Consider the following 24,999-nt stretch of genomic DNA (forward strand, 5'->3'; position numbering starts at 1 on the left):
TCGACAGGAGATTAGATCAATGCTGTTCCATGTGCATATGACTGTAAAACTGCCTCACGACATGCCTGCCGATCAGGCTGCTCGTTTGAAAGCCGATGAAAAGGAACTGGCCCAGCGCCTGCAACGCGAAGGTACCTGGCGCCACCTGTGGCGGATTGCCGGTCGGTACGCCAACGTCAGTATTTTCGATGTGGCTGACGCCCAGACCTTGCACGACACCCTGATGCAATTACCACTCTACCCGTTCATGGACATCGAAATCATGGCGCTGTGTCGTCATCCCTCTTCGGTACATGACGACGACCGCTAAATCAGAGCCAGCACGACCCGATGCTGAGCGAATTTTATAAAAACAAGATGAGGACAAAGCCATGAATGTACGCATATCCCAGAGTGCCGAAGTACAGAAATTCTTTGAGCAGGCCAGCGGCTTTGACAACGATCAAGGCAGTCAACGAATGAAGACCGTGGTCCATCGCGTGCTGACCGACTCGATCAAGATTATCGAAGATCTGCAGATCAGCCCCGAAGAGTTCTGGAAAGCGGTCAATTATTTCAACGAATTGGGCAATCGTCAGGAAGCCGGATTGTTGGTAGCCGGCCTTGGCCTGGAACACTATCTGGATCTGTTGATGGACGCTGAAGACGAAGCAGCCGGTTTGGCTGGCGGCACACCACGGACCATCGAAGGGCCGTTGTACGTGGCAGGTGCGCCATTAAGCAAGCATGAAGCGCGCCTGGACGACGGCGTGGACGATGGCACCGTGCTGTTCATGCAAGGTCAGGTTCTGGATACCGATGGCCGGCCACTTTCAGGCGCGATCGTCGACGTCTGGCATGCCAACACAGGTGGCACCTACTCCTACTTCGATGCATCGCAGTCGGAATTCAACCTGCGTCGGCGCATCGAGACTGATGCTGAAGGTCGTTATCGTTTCCGCAGCATCGTTCCATCAGGCTACGGCTGCCCACCAGATGGCCCGACTCAGCACTTGCTCGACCAGTTGGGTCGACACGGCCAACGACCAGCCCATATTCACTTCTTCATATCGGCGCCGGGTCATCGGCATCTGACTACTCAGATCAACCTGGCGGGCGACAAATACCTGCACGATGATTTCGCCTACGCCACCCGAGATGAGCTGATCGTTGAGATCAACTTTTTCGACGACCACGAAAAGGCACACGCTCATGGCATCACGGGGCGCTTTGCCGAAATCGAGTTCGATTTCACCTTGCTGAGCACCGCAGAACCCAAGGCTGAACATCGTCAGGAGCGAGTTCGCGCACTGGAAGATTAAGCGCCGCCCTCCCTCTGCGTAAACTATTCACTGCATGCAAGGCCATCGTTGATTGAGCTTGATCATCGATGGCCTTCAAGGAATCGCGATACGGATTCAAAGATCCGTATGGATCATCCTTAGGAAGTGCTGGAAGATGGACAGTGTCACCGGGCCATTGATGGAAGGTAGCCACCTATTTCTGGGATTATTTCAGGCAACTGAAGCGTGAAGCAAACCGATCAGGGACTTGTCAGAACTCCTGGATCAATGTGGACTTATGAGGCCCACTCCACACCCACCTCAGTCGCCAGAAACTGCGCGGCGAACAGATCCAGATGCGCCCCACCAGCATTCTTGAACAGCGTCACCTGCCCTGCCTCAAGGGTAGGTATTTCATACCCTTGACACAACTCGAACAGATCGGCACGCACATCGGCCCAACTGATCAAACCGCTGACAACCGGTTGCAACAGGTCACCACTGTGCCGGCTGACCTCGCGCGAATCGACATAAATCTGCGCCCGTGCAATCGTCGCGTCGTCAGCCTCGCGCATATCTTCCTGCCAACTGCCAACCAGACTGACATGGGCGCCGGCCTTGAGCAACGCGCCCTTGATCAGCGGTTGCTGGCTCATGGTCGCACTGCAGACCACATCAGCTAACGGTAGGGCTTGATCCAGGTCAGTGACCACCTGGCAGTCGATACCGGACGCCTGTAGGCGCGCCGCCAGTGCTTCGGCGCGCCGCATCGTGCGGTTCCACAGCAAGACCCGCGTCAGTGACGGCCGTATTTGGATGAAGGCCTCGACCAAGGGTCCGGCCATGTCACCTGCGCCGATCATCAGTAGCGTCGAGACGTTGATAGGCGCCAGCAGCTCCAGCCCCAGTGCCGAGTCGGCGGCGGTCTTGCGCAACGTCAGCGCGGCACCGTCGGCAATGAACAAGGGCGTACCGGTGCGCCCGTCGAAGGCAGCGTAAATGCCTTGCACCGTGGGCAACGGCACCCGAGCCCGAACGTTGTCCGGGAACACCGAGAGCAGCTTGACCCCCATCATGTGCTGCCCACTCCAGGCCGGCAGCAGCAAAAAATTATTACCGCGCCCGGCACCCGGTTCATCCATGCAGACGTCTTCACTGATCGGCATAGGCTGCAGATGCGCCTCGCGCAGCGCCTGCACCAGGCGGCGATAGTCCAGCAGACGGTGGACCCGCTGCGCATCGATCCACAGCAGCGTACTCGCTTCACTCATAAGACCAACCCCAGACGCATCGCATCAAGCATGGCGGCATGCACATTACGACTGCTCAGTGCATCGCCGATACGGTACAGCGCAAACCCGTCGCGCCCCCCCATAGGCTGCGGCTTAAGTTGCAGAAATTGAGGAATCTCCAACACCCCATCGTTGCAGGACATTCCCCGAAGCCCTTCAAACACTTCGTCCAGTGGGGCGGTACCCCGTTCCACCACCACCTTGTCGGCGCGCCGCTCAAGTAATGTGCCCGTCAACTCATGACGAAACGTTGCCATCAGGCCACCTTCGGCATGACGGCTGACTCGGATCAGATGGTGATCACCTGTCACGTCGATGCCGTGCTGGGCATATTGCTTGCGATAGATCGCCCGGGACGAATACTCCATTTCCATCGCCAGACTTTCGTCGATTCCCACCAGTGATACCTGCGCGCCTTGCTCGGCAAGGTGCAGCGCCGTTGACACGCCTTCATGGCGGCCGCTGCCGTCGTACAACAGATAATGCCCGCTGACCGGTGCCGTGCCCGCCAGCACGTCCCAAATGCTGAGACAGTGTTCAGCACCTTCCAGCCAGTCAAGATCCGGTAGTCCACCGGTGGCGACAATCACGACCTCGGGCGATTCGGCCACGACCTCTTCGACGCCGGCATAGACGTCATAGCGCACCTCTACACCCAGGCGTTGCAATTCAGACACACGCCAGTCGACGATGCCGATCAGATCACGCCGCCAGGTAGCCCGAACCGCCAATAGCAGTTGCCCGCCCGCCCGGCTACCGGCTTCCAGCACCAGCACTCGATGTCCACGTTCGGCCGCCACCCGTGCGGCCTCAAGTCCCGCTGGCCCGGCGCCTATCACCAGAACTTTGCGCGATGGCTGTGGGGACCGCTCGATCACCTGAGGCAACTGCGTCTCGCGCCCTGAAGCCGGGTTGTGGATGCAGTTGACCTTCTTGTACATGCAGTACGAAGCGCCCACGCAGGGGCGGATATTGGCCTCTTCACCGCGCATCAGTTTGTTGACCAGTTGCGGGTCGGCCATGTGCGCGCGGGTCATGGCAACCATGTCCAGCAACCCCTCACCGATGGCGTAACGCGCCGTTGCCAGGTCGGCAATGCGCGCGGCATGGAACACCGGCAGGCAGACCTCGCGACGAAACGCGCCAACGTTGTGCAGGAACGGCGCGCTGGGCGAAGCCATGCCCGGCATGTTCTGTTCGGCGAGGGCGATGACGGTGTCCATGCGCCCGAAGATGCAGTTGAAATAGTCCACCAGCCCTTCACGCTGGAACAGTTGGGCCAAGGCTATGCCTTCTTCAAAACCGAGGCCATCGTCGATACCTTCATCGATGACAAAGCGGATGCCGACGATCATCTTCTCGCCGACCTGTCGGCGAATTTCCTCGTAGACCATCAGCCCGAAGCGCGCACGGTTCTCCAACGAACCGCCGAAACGGTCATGGCGCTGATTGGTACGCGGCGAAAAAAACTGTCCCAGCAGGTGCCCGCCGGTCAGGGTTTCCAACCCATCCAGACCGCCCTCCAGGCAACGCTTTGCAGCAGCCCCGTATGCCTTGACGATGCGCCGGATGTCGTGCTCGTCCATTTCACGGGAAAACGCCCGGTGCTGGGTCTCCCGGGAGCGCGATGGTGCAATGCTGGGCAACCAGTTATACGACGTGGCATCGGCCCGCCGCCCCAAGTGAGAAATCTGGCACATCAACGCGGCGCCATGCCGATGGATACGCTCGGAAAACTGCTGGAATGGCGCAATAATCCCATCGTTGGACAAGTCCAGCTGTCCGCTGCCCCCCCAACTGGAGTCGGCATCTACCATTGACGAACCACCGAACATAGTCAGTGCGATGCCGCCTTTGGCCTTTTCCTCGTGATAGCGCTGGTAACGCTCCAGCGGCAACCCGCCCTCCTCCAGAAAGGGCGCGTGGCTGGTGCTCATGATGCGGTTGCGCAGAGTCAAGTGCTTGAGTTGCAAAGGCGCGAGCAAGGGGTCCTGCTTGCGGCCCGGAACAATCAACGGCGAACTGGACATCGACCACCTCGTGGCGATTAGCGGGCGTATTTTTCGGCAGCGTGCAGCAAGCTTGCGCGCAGGATCTCGATCATGCTATCGATCTGCTCGCGGGTGATAATCAGCGGCGGCGACAGCACGCACATGCTGCCAATGGGCCGCACGATCAGACCCAGTTCATAGCATTGGCGGTCGACGTACTGGGCGATCTCGAGGTCCAGTTCCGTGGCCGCCGGCGTGGTTTCGCCCGCAGCGCACTCGATGCAGCCGAGCAGGCCGATGCTGCGCACATCACCCACCAGCGGCAAGCCGGCCAGGCTCTGCAGGCGTTCCTGAAAATACGGAATGATGTCCCGGACATGTTCCAGCAGATGGTCGTCGTCGAACACCTGCATGTTGGCCAGTGCTGCCGCGCAGCTGACCGGGTGCCCGCTGAAGGTATAGCCGTTGCTGTAGCAACTGCCGTTAGCATTGTCGCCACTCACACGATCAAGCACTGCGTCGCTAATCACAAAGCCCCCCAACGGCACATAGCCGGAGGTGACGCCTTTGGCGAAGGTGATGATATCCGGGGTGATGTCGAACAACTCTTGCGAGGCGAACCAGTGCCCGCAACGACCGAAGCCGGTGACCACCTCATCACTGATGTAGAGGATGTCGTGACGCCGGCAGATATCCAGAATGCGACGGTGGTAGCCCTTGGGCGGGATCAGGATGCCGCCCGAGGCCAGCACCGGCTCGGCAATGAAAGCGCCGATATTGTCCACGCCAATGGACGCAAGGCGGTCTTCGAACTCAGCCAGTAACTGCTCGAGAAATTGGGCCTCAGAGGTGCCCGCCGGCTGGCGATAGAGGTTCGGCGCGCTGAGAAACGAAAGCTCCGGCAGTGCCAGGTCAAAATTCGGTCGATTACCGGCGCGCCCCGAGCAAGCAGCAGTCAGATGCGTGCTGCCATGGTAGCCGTCGATGCGGCACAGAATGCCCTTCTTGTTCGGCCGGCCCAGCACATTGTTGTAGAACTGCACGAAGCGCAGCGCCGAATCCACCGCCGTCGAGCCGCCGGTGGTAAAGAACACCCGGTTCAGATCGCCCGGCGCCACTTCGGCGATACGCTGGGCAAGCTCTGCCGAGGGGCCGTTCATAGAGTACCAGGGCGTGTTGTAGCACAACTGCATCGCCTGCTGCGCCAGGGCGTCAGCGATTTCCTTGCGCTGGTAGCCGATCTGCGTACACCACATGCCAGCCGGGCCGTCGATCAGCTTGTGGCCCTGAGCGTCGAACACGTAGACGCCCTCACCCTTCATCAGCAAAGGCCGGGTGCTCCGACCCAGCTCGGTCATGTCTTCGGCGGGCACCAGCAGATGTTGGCGAGCGGCCTGACGCAGTTGAGTGGCGTCAAGCGGGAGATTGAGGCGTTCAGACATGGCGAAACTCCTTTAAGGGCAGAACGATCAGGGCGCATCTAGGGCGCGGGCAATGAGAATTCGTCAGGAAAAAAACCGGACATGTAGGCGTAGCAAAGCCTGCGCGACGCCTCTCGCTGGGCAGGTCCCGTCTCGCCGGTGACATGGTTGAACGTCCAGCAGCCGTCGCTCAGGGCATACAGGCCAAAAGCGATTTGCGCAGCCGGCAGGTCCAGTTGTCTATCAACGGCCAGCGCCTCAACCAGTTCAGTTATGGAGGCCAGCGAGCGCCGCTTGAGCTCACCGCAACGTGCCCGATAAGCCGATACCCGCGAGGTCTCGGCCCAGAAGGCCATCCACACGGCGACGTTTTTGGGTTTGGCGATGCGCTTGTCAAAGTCCAGGTCGATGACCAACCGCAGGCGTTCGGCCACGGTGGCAGTATTGGGTGCCAGAATCTTGTCCCAGAGCACTTCGTATTCCTTGACCAGCATATCGAGCGCCGCCAGCAGCAGGCGCTCCTTACTCTTGAAATGGAACGCGACCACGCCGTAGCTGCAACCCGCTTCTACGGCGATGTCATTCATGGTGATACCCGACAGGCCCTTGCGAGCGATGACCGTGACTGTCGCCGCGAGCAATTGCTCCTGGCGCTCAGCGACCTGATCGGATTTGTTGGCAGGCTTTGCAGTGACTTTAACCAATCTATTTCCCCCAGCATTGTAGTGGGCCGTCAGCAGCCCCAGTTGCCATGTGCCAGAGAAGATAGACTGACTGGACAATCAATATCAAGTGGTTGACTAATCAATCAACGACGAATAGCTTGGGTGGCACGCAGGTCAGCTGCGTCAGGGGTTCGAGAAAACAGCCATGCATTTTTTTCGGGGATGATCAGATGACGCACAGCAAAGACCCAGATGACACCTGCAACGGTTTTTCACGCCGACGCTTTCTGGAAGTGGCCACGGTTCTGGGTGCCAGTGCCGCCATGGCTTCAGCATTACAACCGGGCATGGCGTTCGCTGCCCCCGCGACGCCCAAGGCTGGCGGCCACGCCCGCTTCGCCATCAACGACGGCGCACCCAGCGATAGCTACGACCCTGCTGGCTGGTTGACCTCTTTTGCTCAGGCTGCATTTGGCGGCACCCTCACCAATGGCCTGACGGAACTGGCGGTCGACGGTTCGATCGTGGCGGCACTCGCCGAGAGCTATCAGGCCAATGGCGACCTGACGGTGTGGACCTTCACCCTTCGCCCGGGCCTGGTGTTCCATGACGGCCGCCCGGTCACCCCCAATGATGTGATTGCCTCGTATCGTCACCACATGAGCAAGGACTCCACCTCCGGGGTCAAAGCCTCACTCGATACCCTCACCGACATCAGCGCCAAGGGCGAGCACGATGTGGTGTTTACCCTCAGTGGTGGCAACGCCGACTTCCCGTACACCGTGTCCGATAACCACCTGGCGATCATGCCGGCCAACGCTGACGGCAGCCTGGACTGGCAAAAGGGCGTCGCCACCGGTCCGTACATGGTCGAAAGCTTTCAGCCAGGCACCGTGCTAAAAATGAAGCGCAACCCGCACTACTTCAAGAAAGGCCTACCCTGGTTCGATTCAGTTGAGTTCGTCAGCATTGCCGACGTGGCGGCGCGCACCAATGCCCTGGTTACGGGCGAAGTCGACTACATGGTTGACGCCGATATCAAGACCCTGGCCATGCTGGAACGCAACCCCAAAGTTCACGTTTTACGCACCGCTGGCGTGCGGCACTTCAGCTTCGACATGAACGCCAAAGTCGCGCCCTTCGATAAGCCTGAGGTGCGCCTGGCCATGAAGTACGCCATGGACCGTGAGGCCATTCTCAAGAAGGTTTTCCTGGGCAACGCCAAAATCGCTGACGACAACCCCATCGCACCGCAGATCAAGTTCGCCACACAACCCAAACCGCTGCACACTTACAACCCGGATAAAGCTCGCGCCCTGCTCAAACAGGCGGGCCTGGACAGCATTGAAGTGGATCTATCGGTCGCCGATACCGCTTTCCCCGGCGCTGTCGATGCCGCGCTGTTGTACAAGGACTCGGCGGCCAAGGCTGGCATCACCATCAATGTGATCCGCGAGGCAGATGACAGCTACTGGGACAAAATCTGGCAGCACAAGCCGTTTGTCGCCTGCGACTGGCTGGGTAAACCGACCCTGGACGCCATGTTCACCACGTCCTATGCCAGCAACGGCCCATGGAACGACACTGGCTGGGCCAATCCGACTTTTGACCAGTTACTGGTACAAGGCCGCGGCGAGTCCGATCCGGTAAAACGCCAGGCCATTTACGCGCAGATGCAGCAAATCTTGCATGACGATGGCGGGGCCATTGTGATGGTGTACGCACAATTCATCGACGCCGTGTCGGACAAGATCGCCCATGGCCCGCTGGGCAATATGTTGCAGTGCGACAACTTCCGCATGGCCGAGCGCTGGTGGATGGCCTGAGTCGACTGCGCACCCTGTACTGACACCCTGCACGGCATGGGGCCGTGCGGCTGGCAAAACTCGGGAAATAACCATGGACAGTGCGCTTTCAAACCCGGTATTGCGAACCACTGTGCAACGCCTGGGCATGGGCCTGGCAACGCTGGCGGCGGTATCGTTGCTGGTGTTTTCAGCGGTATTGCTGCTGCCCGGCGACTTCGCTAAGGCTACCCTCGGCCGTTCCGCCACCCCTGAAACGGTGGCGGCCCTCCAACGCCAACTGGGCTTGGACCAACCGTACAGCGAACGTTACCTGCACTGGGTGGGCGGCGCGCTGACCGGCGACTTCGGCCTATCGTTCACTTCCCGCGCCGGTGAGCCGCGTCCAGTCATGGGCATCGTCGCACCCCGCCTGAAAAACACCCTGTTGTTGGCCGGCATCACCGCACTGGTGGCGGTTCCGCTGGCGCTGCTGCTCGGTATTCTTGCCGCAATCAAGCGTAACAGCTGGCTCGACCGGTTGTGCAACCTGACGACGCTGGTGAGTATTTCGTTTCCAGAGTTCTTCGTGGCCTACACGCTGATGCTTTTGTTTGCGGTCAAGCTGCCGTGGTTTTACTCACTGGCTCGCATTACCCCCGGCATGAGCGTCGGCGACATCGCCTTGCACCTTGCGCTCCCGGTGCTGACCCTGACTCTGGGCATTGTCGCGCACATGATGCGCATGACCCGCTCAGCCATCGTCAGCCTGCTGACCAGCCCCTATATAGAGATGGCCACGCTCAAGGGAATTGCCCCATGGAGGATCATTCTGCGCCATGCCCTACCCAATGCCTGGGCGCCGATCAGCGCGGTGGTGGCCTTCAACCTCGCTTATCTGGTGGTCGGCGTGGTCGTCGTGGAAGTGGTGTTCGTCTACCCCGGTGTCGGTCAGACCATGGTCGACGCAGTACGCTCGCGAGACATTCCAGTGGTACAGGCCTGCGCGCTGATCTTCGCCGCCACCTACATCGCCCTCAACCTGGTGGCCGACATCGTTGCCATCACCACCAACCCACGGTTGCTGCACCCGCGATGACAGACGAGATCCCACCCATGACGGTACTTTATACGGCCCCGCTCGAACGTGTGACGGTCAGTCGCTGGCAGCGCTTGAAGCGCAAACCCTGGATGGTCTACCTGTGTGCGGCGATCGTTATCGGCTACCTGCTGGTGGCGTTGTTGGCGCCCTGGCTTGCGCCCCACGGCGAAGCAGACGTCATCAGCGACCAACCGTATGCTCCCTGGAGCAGCGAGTTCTGGCTGGGTACCGACCAGATCGGTCGCGACGTGCTCAGCCGCCTGATCTACGGCACACGCAACTCGGTGGGCATCGCGGTGCTCACCACCCTGCTGGCGTTTGCCGCCGGTGCCAGCCTGGGCGTGTTCGCCGCGATTCGTGGCGGCTGGATAGATAACCTGCTGTCCGCCGCCATCGAAACCTTGATGGCGATACCGCAACTGATTCTGGCCCTGATTCTGCTGGCGGCGCTGGGTCCGTCGATTCCCAATATCGTGCTGATCATCGCCGTGATCAACGCCACGCAAATCTACAGGCTGGCACGCACCACTGCACGCAACGTGGTGGTGATGGATTTTGTCGAGGCCGCACGGCTGCGCGGTGAAGGCACAGCATGGATACTGCGCCGTGAGATCCTCCCCAATATCCTGCCGGCCCTGATCGCCGAGTTCGGCCTGCGCTTCTGTTTTGCCTTCCTTACCATCTCGGCCCTGTCATTCCTGGGTCTGGGCATCCAGCCGCCCTCTGCCGACTGGGGCACCATGGTGCGCGAAGGCGCGACCTTCATCAGCTACGGCGACATCACTCCGCTGATTCCGGCCGGTGCCATCGCCCTGCTGACCCTGGCGGTGAACGTGGTGGTCGACCATTTCCTCGACCCGACCGACGAGCACCGACCATGAGCACCGAGCTGCTGCGCATCTGCAACCTGACCCTGGACGCACGTAACGGTAACGACTGGCAGCCCATCGTGCAGGAAATCGACCTGACTCTGGCGCGTGGCGAGGTACTGGGCCTGATAGGCGAGTCCGGCGCCGGCAAATCCAGCCTGGGCCTGGCCGCCGCCGGATTTACCCGCGCCGGCTGCCGGGTGCGTACAGGCGAGGTCTGGTTCGACGGTGTCGATCTGATCAAGGCCGGCGACAAGCACTGCCAGCAACTGCGCGGGCGACGTATCGCCTATGTCGCGCAAAGCGCCGCCGCTGCTTTCAACCCGGCACGGCGCCTGCTCGACCAGACCATCGAAAGCGCCCTGCTGCACGGCATACCCCGTGACGAAGCCGAAGCCACCGCACGGCAGCTATACAGCCAACTCAGTCTGCCTGACCCGGATCACTTCGGTGAGCGCTATCCGCACCAGGCCTCCGGCGGTCAGTTGCAGCGAGCGATGACCGCCATGGCGATGATCTGCAAACCCGATCTGATCATCTTCGACGAACCGACCACTGCGCTCGACGTCACCACCCAGGTCGACGTGCTGACGGCAATCCGCAACGCTATTGCGCAGTCTGGGAGTGCCGCTCTGTACATCACCCATGATCTGGCTGTGGTGGCGCAAATGGCCCAACGCATCATGGTACTCAAGCGCGGCAAACTGGTGGAACAGGCGCCCACCCGGCAAATGCTTGAAGCCCCGACCCAGGCTTACACGCGCAGCCTGTGGGCGGTGCGCCAGTTGACCAAGGCAGTGGAGCCTGAGGCAAGCTCCCAGATCTTGCGCATCGAACGACTCAGCGCTCACTACGGACACGTGAAGGTGCTCGACGACATAAACATTGATGTGCCCCAGGGTCGCACCACCGCAATCATCGGCGAGTCTGGCTCAGGAAAATCCACACTCGCCCGCTGCATCACCGGCTTACTGGCGGTGAGCGGCGGGACGGTGCAGTTTGCCGGGCACCCCTTGACAGCGCGTTACGCTGAACGGCCGCTGGAGCAATTGCGGCAGATCCAGTTGGTTTACCAAAGCGCCGACACTGCCCTGAACCCGAAACAGACCGTGCGTGAATTGCTCGGGCGGCCATTGGCGTTTTATCACGCCCTGGGCGGGGCAGCGCTGCAGCAGCGTCTGCGCGAACTGATGGAGATGATCGAGCTGAGCCCCGATCACCTCTCGCGCCTGCCCGGCGAACTCTCGGGCGGACAAAAGCAGCGCGTGGCGATTGCCCGTGCCCTGGCGGCCGAGCCACGCCTGATCATCTGCGACGAAGTGACCTCGGCATTGGACAAGCTGATCCAGCAGGGCATCATCAACCTGCTGTTGCGCCTACAGAAGGAACTGGGGGTGTCGTACCTGTTTATCACCCACGACATTGCGACCGTGCGCGCGATTGCCGACCGCATTGTGGTAATGCACCAAGGCCAGGTGGTGGAACAAGGCACCCGCGAACAGGTGCTCAACCCGCCTCATCCAGCCTATACCGAGCATTTGCTGGCGTGTGAACCGCAGATGACTGAAGGATGGCTGGATGCGCGGATCTGAGGGACTGTGAGTTGGCGGAACATTTGGCACAAAAGGACGTCGTGTTTTCCGCAGAGTATTTTCTTTTACTACAATGATTTAGCTCACTTTTCAGCGCCAAAGATGTCGCAAAGCCAAAAAATGACCTTGACGCTGTTTTAGCGGTTTTTTGGCACAACAACCTTGCTCTAATACCCGTCGCTGCTTGTGCCAAAGCGGGTGCGAAGCAATGCCAACGTTGTCGCTAGCTCACAGGTGGGTCCGTTTTCGATCAGCACCAACACCGGCATAGCCATCGAAGTCCCATGGACGCAAACTCCGAATCCTTTCACCCCCCCTCCTACGCCCCCCCACGAATCTATTGCCCAAATAGTTGACTGCTATCGACCGATACATGTTATAAAAATATTACTAACCAACCAAAAGATAGAAATATATCATTTCTGGGTTTTTCAATGACGACCGTGAAGCAGCGCCTGCTCGATAGCCTCGAAGGATCAACCGCCTCCGGGCGCGTTATCGCCAACTACATGCTGGCCAATTTGAACGAGTTGCCCTTCGAGACCGCCGCCAGCATCGCCAGCAAGGTCGGTGTCGGTGAAATGTCGGTGGGCCGATTCTGTCGCGCTATCGGCTATACCCATTTCAAAGAACTGAAAGCCGAGCTGAAAAGCAATATTGGCGACAGTCCTTGGTTGGTCGGTGATCGGCTGCGGGAGTTCGCGGCACGCGCCCAGTCGGGAAACGACCTGCTTGCTGCCAGCCTGGAGTTTGAAATCAGCACCATGGTGCGTGTTTACGAGATCGCTCAAAGTCCGGAATTCGAGCGTTTCGTCAAACGCCTGACAACTCGAGAAAACGTCTACTGTGCGGGATTCCAGACGGAACGAGGGGTCGCGGCGATCCTGGCGCATCAGTTGCAATATCTACGCGACGGCGTACACCTGGCCGATCTGGCCGCCGGCAATTTCGTCGACGTGCTGCTCACTGACCCCTCCAAAACCATGCTGGTCATCATCGACACTCGCCGCTATTCACGCCAAAGCCAGTTGTTGGCGACCTCGGCGCGGGATCGCGGCATACCGGTGACCATCATCACTGACACCTTTTGCGATTGGGGTCCATCGGTGGCCAGCGAAGTGTTCGCCGTACCGACCGAGCTCAATCACTTTCTGGACTCGCTGGGCCCACTGGTCTCACTGGTGCAACTGGCGATCAACGGCGTATTCGCGCAACTGGGCGCTTGCGTCGAGGATCGCTTGAAGCAGATTTTTACCTGTTACAACAAGTTCACCGGATATGTAGGAACACCGCAGGAAGATTGACAACGAGTTCAAACAACCAACGCATTAACGATGGAGAGCGCACCTCATGAATGTCATCAAGGGCAAGTTTTACCGACCACTGTTCGCTCTCAGTTTCATCTGCGCAGCGGGACTGCTCTCAAATGCAGCTCTGGCGGACACCGAGGCCACCTTTGTATTGCCGTCATCGCAAGCGGGGGCGACTTCTCTGGACCCGATCCGCAGCTCCTTGGTGACGCTGGTTGACGGCCTGATCTACGACCGTCTGGTGGACCAGGACGCGAATCAGAAATTTCATCCCCACTTGGCCACAAGCTGGGAAACCACGGCAGATGGCATGAGCTGGACCTTCCACCTGCGCGAGGGCGTCACCTTCCATGACGGCGAGCCCTTCAACGCTCAGACCATCGCGTGGTGGATCCCGAAATTTGCCGGGACCGAGAACGCCTTTCTGGTCAGCGCCATCGACAAGGTCGAGGTCGTCGATGACTACACCGTCCATTTCGTCATGAAGCACCCCGACACCAACCTCCTCTACAACCTGTCGAGCGGATTCATGGGTGTTCCAAGTCCCAAGGCCTATGACGCGCAGGGCACGGACTATGGCGTGAAAGTCGCCGTGGGCACGGGCCCGTACAAGCTTGAAAGTATTGCTATCGGCTCCGAGGCCGTGCTGGTTCGTAACCCCAGTTACACGTGGGGCGGCCCGCTTTCTGCGAACAAAGGGCCGGCAAAGATAGATAAGCTGACCTTGCGTGAGATTGCCGATTCCTCGACCGCCTTCCTCGAATTCAAAACCGGCGGGGTCGATCTGGTCATCGATGTACCGAGTGACATCCTGGGGCAATACAAGACGCTGAATAACGCGACCATCAAAAGCCAGTCCGGCTTCGGCATTTACTACATGCCGATCAACACCACCGTCGAACCCTTTACCGATCTCAATGTGCGTAAGGCCACGGCCCTGGCCATCAACCAGCAGGAGATTGTCGACAGCCTGTTCGGTGGCAAAGGACGTGCTGCGCACAACTTCCTGATTGCTTCACTGCCGGAATCAAAGGTCGATCCCAAGCTCAACATTTCCTATGACCCCGCACAAGCCAAGACCCTGCTCGAAGAGGCGGGCTGGAAGATGGGACCTGACGGCATCCGCGTAAAAAATGGCAAGCCATTGAGCGTGACCCTGGTGACGCAAAGCGACACCGAGTTCAAACGCCTGACAGAAGTCATCCAGGCACAGCTGAAAGCCGTGGGCATCAACGCAAAAATTTCTGTGTTCGATTCCAGTTCAATTCGCGCCGAATACAAGAAGGGCACGCAGCAACTGGCCGTGCGCAGCTATGGCTGGAACAACGCAGACATCCTCGACTGGTTCTTCAGTGCTGAACGCCTTGGCTACCCCAACGTCTCGATGTGGAAAGACGCCAAAGCCGAGGAGTTGCGGACCAAGGCGCTGACCGGTTCGAGGACCCAAGAGGAGCGGGCCGCCAATTTCCTTGCGTATCACGAATATGTGCTCAGCCAATACCCCTTCGCGCCGATCTACGAGCCGGAACAAAGCATGGTCTTTGACAAGGAACGTCTGGTGTTGCCGGGGAAAATCGATGGACCGCAATTTACCGCCCAGAGCGTGCTTGATATCACCATCAAGGAATAAGGATCAGAACATGACGACCCAGAGACGACGGACATGATGAATTACTTCATTCGCAGGCTGCTGGCGATGATTCCGGTGTTCTTCGTCGTCTCTGGCGTGGTCTTTCTGATCGTCCACATGGTGCCGGGAGACCCGGTCGACAACATGATGAGCGTGGGCGCCTCGGTCAATCAGCGCGCGGAAATCGTCGCTCGCTACGGTCTGGACCGCAGCCTGATCGAGCAGTACCTGACGTGGCTGAACAACATTGTGCATGGCGACCTGGGTACGGCCATTGTCATGCGCCGCCCGGTGGCCGATCTCATCATGAGCAATCTCGGCCATAGCCTGGCTCTCGGCGGCTGGGCATTGATGTTCTCGGCAGTCGCCGGCCTGCTGGCCGGAACGATTGCCGCCTCTTTTCAGGATCGCTGGATCGATCACGGCCTGATGGGCGTGTCGCTGCTCGGCTCGACGGTACCCACCTTCTGGCTTGGCCTGTTGATGATCATGTTGTTTGCCGTCGAACTCGGTTGGGTACCGGTGTCCGGCGCACGTAGCTGGACCTCGTTGATCCTGCCCGTCATTACCGTTGGATTGGGCGGCATGGCGCTGGTGGCCAGGGTGACCCGTATCTCCATGATTGAAATTGCCCGCGAGGACTTCGTGATGCTGCTGCATGCCAAGGGGCTGTCGCGCTGGACGATTCAGCTACGACACATCCTGCGTCACGCCCTCATTCCTGTGGTGACGATTCTGAGCTTGCGCATCGGCCTGATCGTCGGCGGCTCGGTGACGGTGGAGTATGTATTTGCCCGGCCGGGGCTGGGTTCGCTGCTGATCCGCGCCTTGGCGCAGCGTGACTATCCGCTGATACAGGGCTGCCTGCTATTTCTGGCCATCGCCGTCATGCTCGGTACGTTGCTGGGTGATCTGCTTCAAGCCGCGATGGACCCGCGCCAACGCGAGGACTCCGCACAATGACCGCCCTTGCCTCTACTGTCCGCAGGAATATCTTGATGTTGGTGCCGACGTTCAGTTCGGCGGTCTCCGGCGTTGCGCTGCTGATCCTGATCCTCATTGCCTGCGCCGCACCCTGGCTGGCGCCGTACCCTTATGACGTGCAGAACCTTTCCATCGCCGCCCAGGCACCGTCTGCCGCACATTGGTTCGGCACTGACGAATTCGGCCGGGACGTGCTCTCGCGGGTCATTTTCGGCGCCAGGACTTCACTCAGCGTTTCACTGGTCGCCATTAGTCTTTCAGTGACCGTCGGCATTCTGATCGGCGCCATTTGCGGTTATGTCGGCGGACGCCTGGATCGCATCGTGATGTCTATCGTCGACCTGACCTGGAGCTTCCCGGAAATTGTCCTGGCGTTGTTGATCGTGGCCATCATCGGCCCCGGTTCGTCCAGTACCGTTCTGGCGATCAGCATCGCCTACCTGGCGCAATTCACCCGTCTGACCCGCACCCAGATCAAAAGCCTGAAGCGTCAGACATTCGTGGAGGCAAGCCTGAGCCTGGGCGCGGGGTCAACGCACATCATCATGCGGCGACTGCTACCGAACGTGGTGGCCCCGGTGATCGTCGTCGCCATGCTCTCGACCGGTAACGCGATCCTGCTTGAGGCGACGCTTGGCTTTTTCGGCATGGGCGTACAACCGCCGGTACCCAGCTGGGGCGGCATGATGAGCACCGGCTCAGCGCAATTGTTCAGCGCGCCCTGGGTCATTCTCTGGCCCGGCGCACTCATCGCCCTCTCCGTGATTTGCATCAACCTTTTTGGAGAGGGCGTGCTGCATGCCTTGGATATCAAGGCACAAGCGAGGAGTCATTGAGCCATGCTATTGACCATTGAAAATCTGAAGATCGGTTTCGGCCCTTATGAGCCTTTGTCCGGGGTAGACCTGACCCTCGACAAGGGTGAAATCCTTGGACTCGTTGGCGAATCCGGCTCCGGCAAATCGATGACCGCGATGAGCATCATGGGGCTATTGCCGCTGATAGGTGGGCGGGTCAAGTCCGGCAGTATCCGTTTCGACGGTACGGAGCTGACCACGCTGGACGAACCTGGCTATCGCGCGTTACGCGGCGGGCGGATCGCGCTCATCACGCAAAACCCCATGACGTCCCTCGACCCCGTGGTTCGCGTCGGCAGGCAAATCGACCAGGTGTCGCAACTGCATTTGCACCTCGATCGTCACGCCGCGAAAGCTCGCTCGGTCGAACTGATGGAGCGCATGCGCATTCCCGATCCGGCGCTCGCCTACGACCTGTTTCCACACCAACTATCTGGCGGAATGCGCCAGCGAATCGTAATCGCCATGGCTCTGGCCGGCGATCCCGATCTGCTGATTGCCGATGAACCAACCACTGCGCTGGATGTGACCGTCCAGGCCCAGATCATTCAGCTTCTGGTCCAGCTCGTTCGCGAACGCGGCCTTGGCCTGGTGTTGATCACCCATGATATGGGCGTCGTGGCCCAAGCCTGCGACCGCGTCGCCGTCATGTACTGCGGGCAAGTGATCGAATACGGCTCGGTGGCGACCATTTTCGACAACCCGCAACACCCCTACACCCTCGCGTTGATTGGTTGTATTCCTCGACCGGACATGCTCCCCGCAAGCTTGGCGGGAATTCCCGGAATGGTGCCATCAGCCGGCAACATGCCCCAGGGTTGTCGCTTCAATCCGCGCTGCAACAAGGTGATGGAGATCTGCCACCAGTCGATGCCCCTGCCGACGAGTGAGGCCGGACGCAGCGTATCCTGTTTCCTGCACAGCGCCGGACAGTTGCCATGAAACCGATCATGTCAGTACGCGGCGTCGGACGAACCTTTACCAGCGGCGGCGGCTTCCTCAAACCGCGACGCCACTTTCGCGCCGTCAGTGATGTCTCTTTCGACGTGCAACGTGGGGAGGTCCTTGGCGTTGTCGGCGAATCGGGCTGTGGGAAGTCGACCCTTGCCCGTCTCATCATGCGGCTCTTGACGCCCACCTGCGGCGAGGTGCTGTTTGACGGCACCGATATCGCCAGCCTCACGGTACGGGCCTTGCGACCCCTTCGGCGGCATTTTCAGATGGTGTTCCAGGATCCCTACTCCTCGATCGACCCGCGACAGAAGGTGCGCGATACGCTGCTTGAACCCTTTCAGGTACAGGGCATTCCCCTGACATCGGCACAAGCCAGCGCCAAGGTCGATGCGCTGTTGACTATGGTCGCGCTGCCGCTTCACCTGGCTGACAGCTATCAACATCAAATGTCCGGTGGACAGAAACAGCGGGTGGGCATCGCCCGGGCACTGGCGCTGGATCCATCGCTGATCGTACTCGACGAATCGACGGCCTCCCTCGACGTGTCGATCCAGGCGCAAGTCATTGGCCTGCTGCAGGACTTGCGGGATCGGCTCGACCTCACCTACGTCTTCATCTCCCATGACCTGGCGCTGGTGCAGTATTTCTGCGATCGCACCCTGGTGATGTACCTCGGTCGAGTAGTTGAAGTCCTCCCCCGCGGCGCTACGCCGATCCACCCCTACACCAAGGCACTGATGGCAAGCGTTCTGGTGCCCGATCCGCACCAGCGACACGAGATTGTGCGGATTACCGGCGAAATCCCGAGTGGCTACGATGAGCCGCTCGGTTGTGCCTTTGCCGGGCGCTGCCCTTTGGTACAACCACGTTGCCGTGAAAGCCTGCCCATTCTTCGCCCCCAGACTGACCAACATGCCGTGGCGTGCCACGTTCATGAGTCGACGATCCTTGTCCCGGAGTTCTAAATGTCATTCAAAGTTCTCACCGCCGAATTCATGCACGAATCCAACACCTTCAGCACCCACAAGACCGGTCTGCCCGAGTTCCGGCGCGAGACCCTGATGCTGGGCGAGGAAGCGCTGAAGAAACGTGGTAAATCCAATACCGGCCTGGCGGGTGCGTTGAGTTGCGCCGCCGAATTCGATTGGGACATGCAGCATGTGGTCAGCGCCTGGAGCGAGCCTTCGGGGCCAGTAACGATCGAAGCTTTCGAGTACCTGGTCGGCTTGATTGTCGAGGCGGCCAAAGCACAATCCTTCGACGGCATTCTGTTGTGCCTGCATGGGGCCATGGTTGCCGAGCACAGCGACGATGGCGACGGAGAAATTCTGGCGCGATTGCGCGCCGTGGTCGGTCCGGATCTGCCTATTGCCGTGACCATGGATCTGCATGCCAATGTGTCCAAGCGTATGTGCGAGCTGGCGCAGATTCTGGTTTCCTATAAGACTTACCCGCACATTGACCTGAAGGAAACTGCCTGCCACGCAGGTAACCTGCTACAGCGCACCATGAAAGGTGAAATCAAGCCGCGCACCTTGCGCATTCACCTGCCGATGCTCGAGGAAGCTAACGGTGGGCGTACCGATATCGGGCCGATGATCGAGCGCATCGCCAAGGCTCGTGCCTGGGAGGCTGAACAGCCAGGCGCCCTCGCCGTCAGCATCAATGGTGCATTCCCGGAGGCCGATATCGCCGAAGTCGGACCTACGGTGCTGGTCACCTATGAAGGCGATGATCGTTTGCATCGTGCCTTTGCCCAAAGCCTGGCAGATGACATCTGGAACCGCCGCGACGAAGTGATCAACACCTATCACACAGTGGACAAAGTCGCGCAAATCGCCCGTACTTACCCCCGTCAAAACGGCCCGCTGATCATCGCTGACTATGCCGACAACCCTGGCGCCGGGTCTTATGGCGATGCCACTGAACTGTTACGTGCCCTGCTGGCTGCCGGCGTCGAGGATGCCTGCTTCGGCCCGATGGTCGACCCAGCGATCGCCGCGCTTCTGTGCGAACAAGGTGTCGATGCCACGGTGACGGTAGCCGTCGGCGGCAAGAGCGATCCCCGCTTCGGTGGCACACCGCTGACGGTGACCGGACGCATCTTGCAGGTCAGCAACGGTGACTTCATCGGCGATGGTCCGATGATTGGTGGCTTGGAACAGAGCTTCGGCCCGAGTGCTGTGCTGCTGGTCGATGACATTGAAATCCTGGTGACCAGCGCCGCCTTGCAAATGCTGGATCTCCAGCAGTTTCGTGCCTTTGGCATCGACCCGGCAAAAAAACGTGTGGTGGCGCTGAAGTCGATGCAGCATTTCCGTGCAGCCTTTGAACCGATTGCCAGCAGCGTCGTGGTCTGCGACAGCGGTGCGCTCTGCACACTGGATTATGGACGTCTGCCCTTCAGCAAAATACCGCGCCCGATTTACCCCCTGGATCGCGAAATGACCCGCGTCACACCACCGTGCTCTGGAGTTTGATATGTCTCAGATTTTTGATGTCGCCGTCATCGGTGGCGGCATTGCCGGTGCCTCTTTCGCCTACAGAGTCGCGGGGCAACGCTCGCTGATCCTGCTCGAACGGGAAAACCAGGTCGGCTATCACTCCACGGGCCGCTCGGCTGCGGAGTTTTCCAGCCAGTTCCAAAGCCCATGGGTCAGTACCCTTGCCGAAAGCTCCTATAACTTTCTGATCAATCCGCCTGCCGGGTTCGCCGACATCGATCTGCTGATTGCGCGTGGCAGCCTGGTCATTGCGCCGCGCGAGCGGATACATCTGGTCGCGTCTGCCTTCAGCCAGATACTGTCCACATCACCCGAGTCGCGCATGCTGCACCCAGACGACGCCTTGGCGATGGTGCCGTTCCTTAAGGCCGACTATGTCGAAGCTGCCTTCTACGACCCGATGAATTGGGACATGGAGGTCGACAGCCTGCTGCAAGGTTACCTTCGGTTGGCTCGCCGGGCCGGAGCGCAAATACAGCTCGCAAGCCCGGTCACCTCGATTCACCGTGAAGGTGGTATCTATCACTTGCAAACCCCGGTGGGCGAAGTGCTTTGCCGAAAAATCGTCAATGCCGCGGGCGCTTGGGCAGATGATTTCGCCGCGATGGCCGGTCTCGACCGGTTGCGCATCGTGCCTTACCGTCGCACGGCAATTACCGTCGACGGTCCTAAAGGCATGGACCTTTCCACCCTGCCCGCCGTCAACGAAGTCGGCGAGGCGTTTTACTTCAAACCCGAATCCGGGCGGATCATGGTCTCACCCGCCGACGCGACCCCGAGCGAGGCTTGCGACGCACAGCCCGAGGAACTGGACATCGCCTATGCGGCACACTTTCTCTCGGAATCGACGACGCTGGCCATCAACCAAATCACCCACAAATGGGCAGGACTGCGCAGCTTCGCTCCAGACAAACGGCAGGTCGTAGGTTTCAGTCCGCAGGACGAAAATTTCTTCTGGCTCGCCGGGCAAGGCGGCAGCGGCATCCTGACGTCCCCTGCGCTCTCTGCATGGGCAGCCGGTGTGTTTTTGGAGGGTGCCCCGCCGGACGAGCTGTGCAAAGCAGGACTCCACCCGGATGTCTTTTCACCTGCCCGGTTGTCGGGGGTTAGGCCGTAAGGGCGGGCCTGCCAGGGATTTCTCCGCCAACTCGACATCGATCAGAATACGCAGGGGTCAGGCTCAGTTGACGGGTGGTGCGATTGAGGAGCGCCACCCCGAGATGAGTTTCCAATTGCTGGAGCTGACGCGAGAGGGTCGGCGTCGCCACGCCTATCACCAACGATGCCTTGCTGAAGCTGCCTTGTTCTACCACATGAGCGAACGTCTGCATGGCCTGAAACCGATCCATATCCACTACCTCACTAAATGCAGCATCAAGCGTGCGGAGTAAACACGCGACGGGTTAGTCGATCCATGGACAGCAAGTAACCTGATAGTTGCGCGCCACCGGAATCATCAACCGCAGGTGACGACGTCAGCGCCCCATTGTCGATCTCGGTGACCAACGGATGCTCATCACGATTAGTATCGTTTCTGTAATTGGCCAGCAGTTCGGCGCGCCATTGGGGCAGCGCCTTGGTGCCGGACGGCGAAAGATTGCTCGCCTCGACGAATGCACTGACATGCCGGACCTGACTCATCAGAAAGATCACCCGCCCAGCCTGCTCGATCAACTGATGCTTCTTCTCAGGGGCTTCATAGATCGAGAGATAGACCATCTTGTCGATGATCAGACCAACGCGATCGGCAAGGACCACCGAAGAGGTTCGCTCTACCGAACTATCGGTGAGGAAGCGATCCAGGTCGTGCTCGAATACTTCACTGACCCGAGCCGGGTTTTTCAAAATCCGCTTTCTAGGCAGCCATATATACAGAAATGCCAAGGCAATAGTCCCCAGACCCATGCTGAGAGAACGCTCAATCGCAAAACCGATGTCTACTGACGGAATGCTTTCTGGCAGCAGGAACACCATGAAAGAGATATTGAAGCCCAGGCTATACGTAAAGCTGGTCAGGCTGGATAAGCCCATGAAGCCAAAGAACAGCACCACCCCACTGGTCAGCAGAAGCAGCTCGACGGCGCTCGGCGCTTGAGCCAACACACTCATGACCACCATCCCCACGGGAATGGCGACAAAGAAACCGATGGCGATGTTCTTGAGGATTAACTCCGGGTGCGGAGCCTTGCCCAGCACGATGCTGAACACGATCGGAACGATGCACATCAAAAAGCCGTAAGTCCAATCGGTTGCGTACCAGAACGCAAATCCCAGCAGGAACAGCAGCGCCGAGCGGGCCCCGGTAATCAAGCAATTGGATAGCTGCCGGTGACGACGGACAGTGATCCCTTTGACGTTGACTTTTTCAGCTTTTATCAAGCTCGCATACAACTGCGCAAAACCTTTGAGGTGCTGAGCCAGATCAGCGATCTTGCCCAATAACATGCTCAGCTCGCCATCCTCATGGGCCAGCTGTTCGCTACGCTCGCGGACATCTTCCATAAAGGTTTCCAACCGATACAGATCGCCCCCCGCCGGTATCGCCTGGTGCGCCAGGACGTCAACCAGGTGCTCAAGCTCATTGAGCTCAACGGCTAACCGTTGTCGATACACCGGCTCGAGTTGCTGCAATGCATACGAGTCGGTGGTGACCTCGATCGCCAGCTTGTTCATTTCCCGGGCAACCTGGGCGCCCCGTCTACCCCATGCACCCTCGAACTCGCAATGGTCAGCCAGGTCCGCGTGCTCGATGATGCCGCTGAATACCGCCGAGAGTCGTACCCGGAACTGCTCAGGGTCCGATCCGAACTGCGTATTGAGGGCAAACACCGATTTGAACAAGCGCCCTGAAGACAGGCGCAACAAGTCCGAGCTGAACATCGGCCAGATGCAGGCGCTGACAAAAGATGCCCAGACAATCCCGACGATGATAGTGCCGATCCGATCAACGAAAATTTCGTAAATCTCTTCGCTGGTAGGCACTAGCGTCACCGTCACCATGACCATGATGCAAACGGTCACCGCAAAGATCGCGCACAGAAAAGTACGGTTGGCATCGCGTGTATGGTAGGAAAGCGCGGAGGCTATGAAGACAATAATGGCGACCGACAACGCTGCCATGAGCGGGCTCTGGCCGAAAAAGTTCATCACCGCCACGCCAAGAATCCCGCCCAGCACTGTGCTGAAACACTGGAACAGGCACTTCTTCAGCACTTGCGCATGGTCCGGCGCGAAAAACGAAATCATCCCAGTGATCATGGCCCAGACCGGGTGTTCAAAGTTCATCAACAAGGCAATGAACAACGCGCCCAGGACCGAAACAGAGATCTTGATACCGGTCTTGACGGCGACCTTATTACCTAACAGGAATGAATCCAGCGCTGTAGGAGCCATGAAATTTGCCTCGACTTTGCACAAAGGTGCTGCACTTGCTATCTGAAGAAAATCGCGCCGGAGCCTACAACAACGATTTTACGTTTTCGCTGAAAGCATGAATAACCGATCGCTGGTCACGCTGATCACCAACTGGCACAACGACTTTCAACGTGGCCGACATGCCAGAGCTTAAATTGACACCTTCAGGTACCTGATCGATTTTGATGTTGACGGGAATTCGCTGGGCCAGGCGCACCCAGGCGAAAGTCGCCTCGACACTTGGAAGCATCTGATTGCCCGGCGTGCTGTTACTGTTGGAGATACCGCTGTCGATTGATTCCACATGACCTTCGAGCTTCAAAGTCCCGGCCATCAGCCATATTTCGACCTTGTCGCCGATCTTGATACCGGGGATTTTGGTCTCTTCAAAATAGCCGGTGACGTAGTAACTGTCGTCTTTGACCAAGGCCAGGCGATTCACACCACGATTAACGTAGTCGCCTTTTTCCAGTTCAAGGTTGATGATCTTGCCGGAGGCTGGCGAGGTATAAGTGGTTCGCTCCAAGTCAATCTTCGCGCTGTTCAGTACAGCGACTGATTGTTTGTAGCTGGCTTGCTTTTCCATCATGTCCAGACGCGACGTATCGACCTCTTCACGACTCACGGCATCGGCACTCATTTGTGTCCGGCGTTTATAGACGTTGGTCGCCCGATCCCAGCCCACTTTGGCACTGTCCGATTGTGCCTGCGCCAGATCGACTGCTACTTGATAGCGCGCGTGATCAACCGTAAACAAAACATCGCCCGTTTTAACTTCACGGGAGTTCTGCGCATGCAACTCATCAATCCAACCCGATACATCGGGAGCGATATTAACGACGTCGGCCCGGACCCTGCCATCGCGCGTCCAGGGCGTGTACATGTAGCTGTCCCAGATGTAAACCAGGACTACGACAATGGCGCCAATCAGCAACAGCGTCATGGCCATATTTGCGACTCTTTTCATTTTTCGTCTCTCAGAAAGTAACTCGTACCAGCCCCGCGAGGATCAACATGAACAGCAGCATGCCCAGCAAACTTTCATTGCGTTGCATTGAATAGGGAATGATCCGATCCACAATTCGGCTGGTCACAACAGTCACGGCGGCGGCAATCAGCACCATCATGAATATCGGGCTGACCAGCAATCCCTGAAAACTCACTTCGTGCAGCGGCATAACAGGCGATCCTCTGGTTAAAGGCTAAATACGCAAAACTCGATCATCCGACGCCCCCCTTTCCTAAAGAGGATGGGCCAGGGGCGGACAACAGGGGGCTAATGAGCCAGCAAGGGGACGACCACGATCAATCTCGTATTACGATACAGTATCCCGCCATACGAGACAACTCGGCATCTTTCTAATTTTT

Annotated in this window: 23 protein-coding genes; 15 read left to right on the forward strand and 8 right to left on the reverse strand. The window is 58.9% G+C overall.

Translation table 11 applies throughout. The features are described 5' to 3' along the window. Positions 1-19: 19 nt before the first annotated feature. Together catC and catA are read left to right on the forward strand one after the other, a co-directional pair. Positions 20-310: a muconolactone Delta-isomerase gene (gene catC, locus VGC62_RS27155; protein ID WP_331190159.1), complete on the forward strand. Its 291-nt coding sequence runs from the start codon at positions 20-22 to the stop codon at positions 308-310. Between the two features lie 61 nt (positions 311-371). Further along, positions 372-1,301 (forward strand): catechol 1,2-dioxygenase, encoded by a 930-nt coding sequence (gene catA, locus VGC62_RS27160; protein WP_331190160.1) that lies wholly within the window; start codon positions 372-374, stop codon positions 1,299-1,301. A 257-nt stretch (positions 1,302-1,558) separates the two neighbouring features. Here the strand turns inward: catA and VGC62_RS27165 are convergent, their stop codons facing one another. From VGC62_RS27165 to VGC62_RS27180, 4 genes are read right to left on the reverse strand one after another with little or no spacing between them, the layout of a single operon-like run. Continuing rightward, positions 1,559-2,533 (reverse strand): ornithine cyclodeaminase, encoded by a 975-nt coding sequence (locus tag VGC62_RS27165; RefSeq protein ID WP_331190161.1) that lies wholly within the window; start codon positions 2,531-2,533, stop codon positions 1,559-1,561. Then, positions 2,530-4,584: an NADH:flavin oxidoreductase gene (locus VGC62_RS27170; RefSeq protein ID WP_331190162.1), complete on the reverse strand. Its 2,055-nt coding sequence runs from the start codon at positions 4,582-4,584 to the stop codon at positions 2,530-2,532. Before VGC62_RS27170 ends, VGC62_RS27165 begins: the two co-directional genes overlap by 4 nt. 17 nt (positions 4,585-4,601) lie before the next feature. Continuing rightward, positions 4,602-5,987, reverse strand: coding sequence for an aminotransferase (locus VGC62_RS27175; RefSeq protein WP_331190163.1), 1,386 nt, complete (start codon positions 5,985-5,987; stop codon positions 4,602-4,604). Positions 5,988-6,025: 38 nt separating this feature from the next. Next, the gene (locus VGC62_RS27180) at positions 6,026-6,670 is read right to left on the reverse strand and encodes a TetR family transcriptional regulator C-terminal domain-containing protein (protein ID WP_331190164.1); all 645 of its coding nucleotides are present in this window, start codon (positions 6,668-6,670) and stop codon (positions 6,026-6,028) included. Between the two features lie 191 nt (positions 6,671-6,861). On the opposite strand from VGC62_RS27180, the gene VGC62_RS27185 reads away from it, so the two are divergent. The 12 genes from VGC62_RS27185 to VGC62_RS27240 all read left to right on the forward strand — a co-directional run bounded on the left by VGC62_RS27185 (position 6,862) and on the right by VGC62_RS27240 (position 21,334). After that, positions 6,862-8,457 (forward strand): ABC transporter substrate-binding protein, encoded by a 1,596-nt coding sequence (locus VGC62_RS27185; protein WP_331190165.1) that lies wholly within the window; start codon positions 6,862-6,864, stop codon positions 8,455-8,457. 73 nt (positions 8,458-8,530) lie between these two features. Continuing rightward, the gene (locus VGC62_RS27190; RefSeq protein WP_331190166.1) at positions 8,531-9,514 is read left to right on the forward strand and encodes an ABC transporter permease; all 984 of its coding nucleotides are present in this window, start codon (positions 8,531-8,533) and stop codon (positions 9,512-9,514) included. 17 nt (positions 9,515-9,531) lie between these two features. Next, positions 9,532-10,398, forward strand: coding sequence for an ABC transporter permease (locus tag VGC62_RS27195; RefSeq protein ID WP_414705856.1), 867 nt, complete (start codon positions 9,532-9,534; stop codon positions 10,396-10,398). Further along, positions 10,395-11,978 carry an ABC transporter ATP-binding protein gene (locus tag VGC62_RS27200; protein ID WP_331190167.1) on the forward strand — a complete coding sequence of 528 codons (1,584 nt, stop codon included), beginning with the start codon at positions 10,395-10,397 and terminating at the stop codon, positions 11,976-11,978. The genes VGC62_RS27195 and VGC62_RS27200 overlap by 4 nt, the downstream gene beginning before the upstream one ends. Positions 11,979-12,412: 434 nt before the next feature. Next, positions 12,413-13,282 carry a MurR/RpiR family transcriptional regulator gene (locus VGC62_RS27205; protein WP_331190168.1) on the forward strand — a complete coding sequence of 290 codons (870 nt, stop codon included), beginning with the start codon at positions 12,413-12,415 and terminating at the stop codon, positions 13,280-13,282. A 46-nt stretch (positions 13,283-13,328) separates the two neighbouring features. Beyond that, on the forward strand, positions 13,329-14,918 hold the full coding sequence (locus VGC62_RS27210) for an ABC transporter substrate-binding protein (RefSeq protein ID WP_331190169.1): 1,590 nt from the start codon (positions 13,329-13,331) through the stop codon (positions 14,916-14,918). A gap of 33 nt (positions 14,919-14,951) precedes the next feature. After that, positions 14,952-15,881 (forward strand): ABC transporter permease, encoded by a 930-nt coding sequence (locus tag VGC62_RS27215; RefSeq protein ID WP_331190170.1) that lies wholly within the window; start codon positions 14,952-14,954, stop codon positions 15,879-15,881. A 35-nt stretch (positions 15,882-15,916) separates the two neighbouring features. Then, positions 15,917-16,738 (forward strand): ABC transporter permease, encoded by an 822-nt coding sequence (locus tag VGC62_RS27220; protein ID WP_331190171.1) that lies wholly within the window; start codon positions 15,917-15,919, stop codon positions 16,736-16,738. Positions 16,739-16,741: 3 nt separating this feature from the next. Then, on the forward strand, positions 16,742-17,701 hold the full coding sequence (locus VGC62_RS27225) for an ABC transporter ATP-binding protein (protein ID WP_331190172.1): 960 nt from the start codon (positions 16,742-16,744) through the stop codon (positions 17,699-17,701). Between the two features lie 8 nt (positions 17,702-17,709). Next, positions 17,710-18,678, forward strand: a complete 969-nt coding sequence (locus tag VGC62_RS27230) for an ABC transporter ATP-binding protein (RefSeq protein WP_331190173.1) — start codon at positions 17,710-17,712, stop codon at positions 18,676-18,678. Next, entirely contained in the window at positions 18,679-20,193 is a 1,515-nt protein-coding gene (locus VGC62_RS27235; protein WP_331190174.1) for a M81 family metallopeptidase, read from the forward strand. Between the two features lies 1 nt (position 20,194). Further along, entirely contained in the window at positions 20,195-21,334 is a 1,140-nt protein-coding gene (locus VGC62_RS27240) for an FAD-binding oxidoreductase (protein WP_331190175.1), read from the forward strand. Here the strand turns inward: VGC62_RS27240 and VGC62_RS27245 are convergent. Beyond that, positions 21,324-21,494: a LysR family transcriptional regulator gene (locus VGC62_RS27245; protein WP_331190204.1), complete on the reverse strand. Its 171-nt coding sequence runs from the start codon at positions 21,492-21,494 to the stop codon at positions 21,324-21,326. The genes VGC62_RS27240 and VGC62_RS27245 overlap by 11 nt on opposite strands. On the opposite strand from VGC62_RS27245, the gene VGC62_RS27250 reads away from it, so the two are divergent. Next, positions 21,438-21,608 (forward strand): hypothetical protein, encoded by a 171-nt coding sequence (locus tag VGC62_RS27250; protein WP_331190206.1) that lies wholly within the window; start codon positions 21,438-21,440, stop codon positions 21,606-21,608. The genes VGC62_RS27245 and VGC62_RS27250 overlap by 57 nt on opposite strands. Here the strand turns inward: VGC62_RS27250 and VGC62_RS27255 are convergent. From VGC62_RS27255 to VGC62_RS27265, 3 genes are all read right to left on the reverse strand, one after another. Further along, positions 21,592-23,610: an FUSC family protein gene (locus VGC62_RS27255; RefSeq protein WP_331190176.1), complete on the reverse strand. Its 2,019-nt coding sequence runs from the start codon at positions 23,608-23,610 to the stop codon at positions 21,592-21,594. The genes VGC62_RS27250 and VGC62_RS27255 overlap by 17 nt on opposite strands. A 64-nt stretch (positions 23,611-23,674) precedes the next feature. Next, positions 23,675-24,598 (reverse strand): efflux RND transporter periplasmic adaptor subunit, encoded by a 924-nt coding sequence (locus tag VGC62_RS27260; RefSeq protein ID WP_331190177.1) that lies wholly within the window; start codon positions 24,596-24,598, stop codon positions 23,675-23,677. 10 nt (positions 24,599-24,608) lie between these two features. Then, on the reverse strand, positions 24,609-24,809 hold the full coding sequence (locus VGC62_RS27265) for a hypothetical protein (protein ID WP_331190178.1): 201 nt from the start codon (positions 24,807-24,809) through the stop codon (positions 24,609-24,611). Positions 24,810-24,999: the final 190 nt, after the last annotated feature.

Origin of the sequence: Pseudomonas sp., from assembly GCF_036404235.1 — a bacterium.
GTDB lineage: Bacteria > Pseudomonadota > Gammaproteobacteria > Pseudomonadales > Pseudomonadaceae > Aquipseudomonas.

Coding starts and splice junctions, on each gene's coding strand:
- VGC62_RS27210 (WP_331190169.1), top strand. CDS start 13,329: ATGAATGTCATCAAGGGCAAGTTTTACCGACCACTGTTCGCTCTCAGT.
- VGC62_RS27260 (WP_331190177.1), bottom strand. CDS start 24,598: ATGAAAAGAGTCGCAAATATGGCCATGACGCTGTTGCTGATTGGCGCC.
- VGC62_RS27225 (WP_331190172.1), top strand. CDS start 16,742: ATGCTATTGACCATTGAAAATCTGAAGATCGGTTTCGGCCCTTATGAG.
- catC (WP_331190159.1), top strand. CDS start 20: ATGCTGTTCCATGTGCATATGACTGTAAAACTGCCTCACGACATGCCT.
- VGC62_RS27255 (WP_331190176.1), bottom strand. CDS start 23,610: ATGGCTCCTACAGCGCTGGATTCATTCCTGTTAGGTAATAAGGTCGCC.
- VGC62_RS27200 (WP_331190167.1), top strand. CDS start 10,395: ATGAGCACCGAGCTGCTGCGCATCTGCAACCTGACCCTGGACGCACGT.
- VGC62_RS27215 (WP_331190170.1), top strand. CDS start 14,952: ATGATGAATTACTTCATTCGCAGGCTGCTGGCGATGATTCCGGTGTTC.
- VGC62_RS27175 (WP_331190163.1), bottom strand. CDS start 5,987: ATGTCTGAACGCCTCAATCTCCCGCTTGACGCCACTCAACTGCGTCAG.
- VGC62_RS27240 (WP_331190175.1), top strand. CDS start 20,195: ATGTCTCAGATTTTTGATGTCGCCGTCATCGGTGGCGGCATTGCCGGT.
- catA (WP_331190160.1), top strand. CDS start 372: ATGAATGTACGCATATCCCAGAGTGCCGAAGTACAGAAATTCTTTGAG.
- VGC62_RS27205 (WP_331190168.1), top strand. CDS start 12,413: ATGACGACCGTGAAGCAGCGCCTGCTCGATAGCCTCGAAGGATCAACC.
- VGC62_RS27170 (WP_331190162.1), bottom strand. CDS start 4,584: ATGTCCAGTTCGCCGTTGATTGTTCCGGGCCGCAAGCAGGACCCCTTG.
- VGC62_RS27265 (WP_331190178.1), bottom strand. CDS start 24,809: ATGCCGCTGCACGAAGTGAGTTTTCAGGGATTGCTGGTCAGCCCGATA.
- VGC62_RS27190 (WP_331190166.1), top strand. CDS start 8,531: ATGGACAGTGCGCTTTCAAACCCGGTATTGCGAACCACTGTGCAACGC.
- VGC62_RS27185 (WP_331190165.1), top strand. CDS start 6,862: ATGACGCACAGCAAAGACCCAGATGACACCTGCAACGGTTTTTCACGC.
- VGC62_RS27230 (WP_331190173.1), top strand. CDS start 17,710: ATGTCAGTACGCGGCGTCGGACGAACCTTTACCAGCGGCGGCGGCTTC.
- VGC62_RS27250 (WP_331190206.1), top strand. CDS start 21,438: ATGAGTTTCCAATTGCTGGAGCTGACGCGAGAGGGTCGGCGTCGCCAC.
- VGC62_RS27165 (WP_331190161.1), bottom strand. CDS start 2,533: ATGAGTGAAGCGAGTACGCTGCTGTGGATCGATGCGCAGCGGGTCCAC.
- VGC62_RS27195 (WP_414705856.1), top strand. CDS start 9,532: ATGACGGTACTTTATACGGCCCCGCTCGAACGTGTGACGGTCAGTCGC.
- VGC62_RS27235 (WP_331190174.1), top strand. CDS start 18,679: ATGTCATTCAAAGTTCTCACCGCCGAATTCATGCACGAATCCAACACC.
- VGC62_RS27220 (WP_331190171.1), top strand. CDS start 15,917: ATGTTGGTGCCGACGTTCAGTTCGGCGGTCTCCGGCGTTGCGCTGCTG.